A 5,998-nucleotide genomic window follows, 5' to 3' on the forward strand; every position below is an offset into this window, starting at 1 on the left:
AAGCTAAGAACATCGGGAGCCGTGTACACGGAAACGGGTACGCACGGATCTAACTGAGAGGTGCGGGGAATAATATCCCCCATCGACTCAACCATCTTCAGCAACGGATAAACCGCGCAAGTCAGTGGGCGCGAGTTGACTCAGGCGTACATCCACAAAATCGATATCATACTCTTGAGCTATCTGTCCGACGATGCTTGATTTGCCAATGCCAGGAGGCCCCCAAATCATCGTACTAATTTGCAAGTTTTTACGGATAAGGTTGTCTAAATATGCTTTTAGATCAGAAGGTGTCATGGATTTTCGATTTTCGATAAACGCCCAGAAGATACAACCGAAATACCCAAATTGCTTGTACTAATTATGTACAATGCATAATTACTATATTAGTTATGCAAAAGAAATAAAGTGTAATCTTTATTTGAGAGCAAGCGGATTTATCAGTGAGGTCTTAACTACGAATTACTGTCTTCTCTGCGAGACACTCCGCTGCGTTTGCAAAGCGTAGCCCATTAACAAATTACCTCAGCAAACAAGATGACCGAAGCAACAGCAACTCGTCCCAACGTCTACATCCAGGAAACTGGGCCAACGATTCATTACCTGGTGGCAATGTCCCAACCAGAAACCCATCTGTTTGAGGTAACTTTACGCCTTGTCGATTACCCCTCGCCAATTCTCGATTTAAAATTGCCGGTGTGGACACCCGGCTCCTACTTAGTCCGGGAATACGCCAAAAATTTACAGGATTTTGGGGCTTTTGCAGAGGATAAGCCTTTACCTTGGCGGAAAATCAGTAAAAATCACTGGCAGGTAAACAAAACGGGTGTTTCCGAATTAACTGTACGTTACCGCATTTTTGCGAATGAGCTATCGGTACGGACAAATCACTTGGATGCCACCCACGGTTATTTCAATGGAGCGGCACTATTTTTTAGAATACTGGACTGGGATAAGCAACCCATTCGCGTCACCATCGTACCACCACGTCGGGAATGGCAGGTAACTACTGCTTTACCACCTGTTGGTGAGGAAAAAAATACTTTCTTGGCTGGCGATTTTGATACTTTGGTGGATACTCCCTTTGAGATTGGTAGCCACCAATTGTATAAATTTGAGGTGTTAGGAAAACCCCATGAACTGGCAATCTGGGGACAGGGAAATGTTGAAGCCCAGCAGATGATTGCTGATATCCAAAAAATTGTCCAGGTAGAAGCGCAGATGTTCGGCGGTTTGCCTTATGAACGATACGTATTTCTGCTACATTTATTTAGCCAAGCTTTTGGCGGTTTGGAGCATAAAAATTCTTGCTCCTTAATTTACCACCGTTTTGGGTTTCGCGCTCAGGAAAAGTATGATCGCTTTATCCAATTGGTAGCACACGAGTTCTTTCACTTATGGAATGTCAAGCGAATTCGCCCAAAAGCATTAGAGGTTTTTGATTACGACCAAGAAAACTACACACCATCATTGTGGTTTTGTGAGGGGACTACTAGTTACTACGACTTGTTAATTCCTTTGCGGGCAGGAATTTTTGATGTTAAGTCGTATTTGAATAACTTGGGTAAGGAAATTACTAGATATGAAACGACACCGGGGCGCAAGGTACAACCTGTTTCCGAGTCAAGTTTTGATGCCTGGATAAAACTCTATCGTCCAGATGCCAATAGCGGTAATTCCCAAATTTCCTATTATTTAAAGGGAGAAATGGTATCGTTGTTGCTGGATTTACTGATTCGCTCTACTCACCACAATCAGCGCTCCCTCGATGACGTAATCCTGAAAATGTGGCAGCAATTTGGACAAGCTGAGATTGGCTATACTCCAGATCAGTTGCAGGAAGTTATAGAATCTGTTGCCGGAATCGATTTGACTGATTTCTTTAAACGCTACATTGATGGCACTGACGATTTGCCCTTGAATCAGTACTTAGAACCCTTTGGCTTGCAGTTGGTAGCTGATCAGCAAGAAGAACCTTACCTGGGTGTGAGAATAAATACAGAGAATGGGCGGGAGCTGATTAAGTTTGTGGAAACTGGTTCACCTGCACAAACAGGGGGAATTGATGCAGGTGATGAGTTACTAGCAATTGATGGGATTAAGGTAATGGGGAATGGCTTAAGCGATCGCCTGAGAGATTACCAACCAAACGATAAAATTGAAGTCACAGTTTTTCACCAAGACGAACTACGTACTTATTCCATTTTTCTCACCTCACCACGTCCCACTCGATATCAAGTAAAACCTGTTGATCATCCTGACTCTATACAGCAGCAAAACTTTGCTGGATGGCTTGGAGTAGCGATCGCAACTGTTGGATAAAGGCATTGGCATTGGGCAAACAGGGCATGGGTCATGGGGCACTTGTACTGAGCGGCGTCGTAAAGCCTGCGGCATAGCTACGCTTAGGGCGCAGCCTTTCGTAGAGAAGTATTGGGCATTGGGTATTAGTTATTTCCCCCCTGCTCCCTGCTCCCTGCTCCCTGCTCCCACTGTCCCCAGTCCTAAGGCGTTCTCACTGCCCCAGAGTAAATCAAACCCCGTTGCAGATCCAGCGTTATAATCGCTCCATCCCGAATCACCTGCGCTGCTTGCTTCACGCCGACAATCACTGGCACACCGAGACGCAAGCCAATGACTGCTGCGTGACTTGTGAGACTTTCATCTTCGGTAATAATCCCGGCAGCTTTCCGAATTGCCTCGACAAAATCGGCGCTAGTGCGGGGTGCAACCAATATGTCTCCGGGATTAAAGTTACTAACATCCATGCCAGTATTAGCCACCCGGGCGCGACCACTCACTGAACCTTGACCCAGTCCAATTCCGTGACCTAGTATTGCCGTCACCACCTCTACCTTAATCAAATCTGTAGAGCCGGAAATTCCCTGGAGTGTGCCAGCGCTCATCACTACTAAATCTCCCTCAGACAGTAACTTAAGTTCTTGAGCCACGTTGATCGCAGCTTGAAATGTCTGACCAGTGGAAGGTAATCCTAGCACCAACAGCGGTTTTACTCCCCACACCATTTGTAGCTGCCGTGCCACATTCACATGGGGTGTCACTGCCAAAATCGGTGTCTGGGGGCGGAACTTAGAGACATTGCGAGCTGTTGCCCCGGTTTGCGTTAGAGTCATGATGGCCGCTGCGCCTAGTTGTTCGGCAATTTGACCTACAGCTTGACTAATCGCATTGGGAATGGAGCGTCTGGCATCTCTCAAAGAACGTGAGTTTAAGTGTTGGGCTTCTTCCTGCTCCATACGTTCGGCAATTCGCGCCATCGTCGCCACTGCTTCTACAGGGAAGCTACCCACGGCGGTTTCATTGGAGAGCATCACCGCGTCCGTGCCGTCTAAAATCGCATTTGCCACATCCGAAACTTCAGCGCGAGTGGGACGAGGATTGCTCACCATGCTGTCTAACATCTGAGTAGCGGTGATGATCGGAATCCCCAAGCGATTTGCTGTGGCAATTAGCCGCTTTTGGAGTACCGGAACATCTTCTGCTGGCAATTCCACCCCTAAGTCGCCTCTGGCTACCATCACGCCATCACACAAAGCCAGAATCGCCTCCATTTGTTCGATGGCTTCGTGCTTTTCAATTTTGGCAACCACTGGCACTTGCTTGCCTGTACTAGAAATTAATTCTTTAATTTCGATCATGTCCTGCGGATTGCGGACAAAAGAAAGTGCCACCCAATCTACACCCTGATCTAGACCAAACATCAGATCCTCTCGGTCTTTGTCGGTCATTGCCTTAATTGACAGGTAAACGCCGGGAAAGTTTACACCTTTATTGTTAGAAAGTTTACCCGGCACGGTGATCCGACAATGCAAATCACCTTTGTCCCGGTTAATCTCCTCTACGAGCATTTCTACTCGTCCATCATCAAGGAGAATTTTTGCGCCAACCGGGACTTCTTCGGCTAAATAATCGTAGGTGACACAGCTAATTTCCTGAGTACCTACAACCGGACGATTTGTCAAGGTGAAGCGATCGCCTTTTGCCAAAACTATAGACCCATTATCAAACTTCCCCAAGCGAATTTTTGGGCCCTGCAAGTCTTGGAGAATAGCCACTGGCTGATTTAGTTCAAAGGCGGTTTGCCGAATTAAGCGAATACTACGCTGATGGTCGGCATGAGTTCCGTGGGAGAAGTTTAGCCGCAGCGTTGTGGCTCCCGCTTCAATAATCGCCTTGAGCATTTCAGGACTGCTAGTGGCAGGGCCAATAGTAGCGACAATTTTTGTCCGACGCAGAGAATCTCTTAATTGCATAGGGGCTGAAGTTAGGGAGCTATCTGGGAAGTCATAGTACCTTAAGTGGCATCTCCTTTTCAGTCACTGCTATATCAATAGATATAAGCAGTTAGAGAGTGTTTATGGGAGAGTGAGAACTGTGGGATAGACTAGATATAGTACATCAATCTTGTATCCATCCTCCCTAAGAAGGAGTTTATCCCATCAACTTCTTGCCAATTGTCATACCCCACTTATCAGTAAAGACTAGTCTTCGTCTGGAATCATAGCGTTATTCATCTGCTGATATGCAAAGCTGTAGATAAATCTTGCTATACAAAAATTTGCAAAACTTTATTATTACCTAATATTTATCGTATATTCGTAATGTTTGATAAACAAGGAGTCACTGTTACAGATGATCACATCGGAGGCACAAAAGCCACTGACAATCCCACCCAAGGAATTTTTAGCGCCTCCTGGTGATTTCAATCCCACGCTACTGCTATTTTTCGTAGCTGTGGCAATGCTGGTGTTATCTAACTTCGGTTACTGGCTTTGGGAATGGCCGCACTGGCTGTGCTTTAGCATTAACACTATTGCCTTGCATTGTGCTGGGACGGTAATTCACGACGCCTGTCACCAATCTGCCCATCGCAACCGGATGATTAATGGGATGTTAGGGCATGGCAGTGCGTTGATGCTAGCTTTTGCTTTTCCAGTATTTACGCGGGTGCATTTACAGCACCATGCCCATGTTAATCATCCCGAAAACGACCCAGATCATTATGTTTCTACTGGTGGACCGCTGTGGCTAATTGCAGTGCGGTTTTTGTACCACGAGGTGTTTTTCTTTCAACGGCGACTATGGCGTAAATATGAGCTATTAGAATGGTTCATCAGCCGTTTGATTGTCGGTGTAATTGTTTATATCTCAGTGCAATACAACTTTTTGGGTTACATTCTTAATTTTTGGTTTATACCGGCTTTTGTGGTGGGGATAGCACTGGGATTATTTTTTGACTATTTGCCCCATCGTCCTTTTGCGGAGCGCGATCGCTGGAAAAATGCTCGTGTTTATCCTAACCCAATTCTGAATATCCTGATTATGGGACAGAATTACCACTTAATTCATCATCTGTGGCCTTCTATTCCTTGGTATAATTATCAGCCCAGCTATTATCTGATGAGGCCTCTGTTAGATGAAAAAGGCTGTTATCAAACTTCAGGATTGTTGCAGAAAAAAGACTTTTTTGAGTTTGTTTACGACATTTTTTTAGGAATTCGGTTTCATCATCACAAAGAATAGAGTTGTTGCATAAAGCGATGCCTAGGTTGGGCTGCGCCAACGCGTCAAAAATCTCTGATTTCAACAACCACACCCAGAGCGATCGTTGCTAGGACACTGCGAACACTGGGTATTAATGGAACCAAATCAGCCAAGCGATTACTAGACGCTATCACAACAACGATCGCAACTCCAGGCTGTTGCAAGTTTTGCTGATATCGTAAGTTTTGGTCTGTTGTCAGGAGAATCGTGAAATTCTCCAGTGCCATTAGTTGCAACAGTTCGCCATTCTTTTTGCCTGATCATCCCATCTGCACAACTACTGTGCGTACCTCATAATCAGTGAGTTCACGTTTTAAGGGTCGCGGAACACACTCATCACTGGAGTTTAGACTAAGCCATGCAAAAAGACCCAGCAGGGCTGAGTGAATCAGAGACTTAGCAAAAGTATGAACAATCTTTGATATTAAACAGC

At 45.4% G+C, this 5,998-nt stretch carries 5 protein-coding genes; 2 read left to right on the plus strand and 3 right to left on the minus strand.

Translation table 11 applies throughout. The features are described 5' to 3' along the window. Nucleotides 1-87: 87 nt before the first annotated feature. Nucleotides 88-297 carry an AAA family ATPase gene (locus V7K85_RS00475; protein WP_334810708.1) on the minus strand — a complete coding sequence of 70 codons (210 nt, stop codon included), beginning with the start codon at nucleotides 295-297 and terminating at the stop codon, nucleotides 88-90. A gap of 240 nt (nucleotides 298-537) precedes the next feature. On the opposite strand from V7K85_RS00475, the gene V7K85_RS00480 reads away from it, so the two are divergent. After that, nucleotides 538-2,322 (plus strand): M61 family metallopeptidase, encoded by a 1,785-nt coding sequence (locus tag V7K85_RS00480; RefSeq protein WP_334810709.1) that lies wholly within the window; start codon nucleotides 538-540, stop codon nucleotides 2,320-2,322. A gap of 182 nt (nucleotides 2,323-2,504) precedes the next feature. On the opposite strand, the gene pyk is transcribed toward V7K85_RS00480, so the two are convergent. Further along, nucleotides 2,505-4,274 carry a pyruvate kinase gene (gene pyk / locus V7K85_RS00485; RefSeq protein WP_334810710.1) on the minus strand — a complete coding sequence of 590 codons (1,770 nt, stop codon included), beginning with the start codon at nucleotides 4,272-4,274 and terminating at the stop codon, nucleotides 2,505-2,507. A 379-nt stretch (nucleotides 4,275-4,653) separates the two neighbouring features. Here pyk and crtR point away from each other — a divergent pair, with 379 nt between their 5' ends. Further along, on the plus strand, nucleotides 4,654-5,544 hold the full coding sequence (crtR, locus tag V7K85_RS00490; protein WP_334810711.1) for a beta-carotene hydroxylase: 891 nt from the start codon (nucleotides 4,654-4,656) through the stop codon (nucleotides 5,542-5,544). A gap of 44 nt (nucleotides 5,545-5,588) precedes the next feature. On the opposite strand, the gene V7K85_RS00495 is transcribed toward crtR, so the two are convergent. Continuing rightward, on the minus strand, nucleotides 5,589-5,792 hold the full coding sequence (locus tag V7K85_RS00495; protein ID WP_334810713.1) for a hypothetical protein: 204 nt from the start codon (nucleotides 5,790-5,792) through the stop codon (nucleotides 5,589-5,591). Nucleotides 5,793-5,998: the final 206 nt, after the last annotated feature.

The sequence above is a fragment of the Nostoc sp. genome (genome assembly GCF_036917615.1).
Classification (GTDB): domain Bacteria; phylum Cyanobacteriota; class Cyanobacteriia; order Cyanobacteriales; family Nostocaceae; genus Nostoc.

What these genes read in the sequence shown, in the direction of transcription:
- V7K85_RS00475 (WP_334810708.1), bottom strand. Translation starts at nt 297, where the DNA reads ATGACACCTTCTGATCTAAAAGCATATTTAGACAACCTTATCCGTAAA.
- V7K85_RS00480 (WP_334810709.1), top strand. Translation starts at nt 538, where the DNA reads ATGACCGAAGCAACAGCAACTCGTCCCAACGTCTACATCCAGGAAACT.
- pyk (WP_334810710.1), bottom strand. Translation starts at nt 4,274, where the DNA reads ATGCAATTAAGAGATTCTCTGCGTCGGACAAAAATTGTCGCTACTATT.
- crtR (WP_334810711.1), top strand. Translation starts at nt 4,654, where the DNA reads ATGATCACATCGGAGGCACAAAAGCCACTGACAATCCCACCCAAGGAA.
- V7K85_RS00495 (WP_334810713.1), bottom strand. Translation starts at nt 5,792, where the DNA reads ATGGCACTGGAGAATTTCACGATTCTCCTGACAACAGACCAAAACTTA.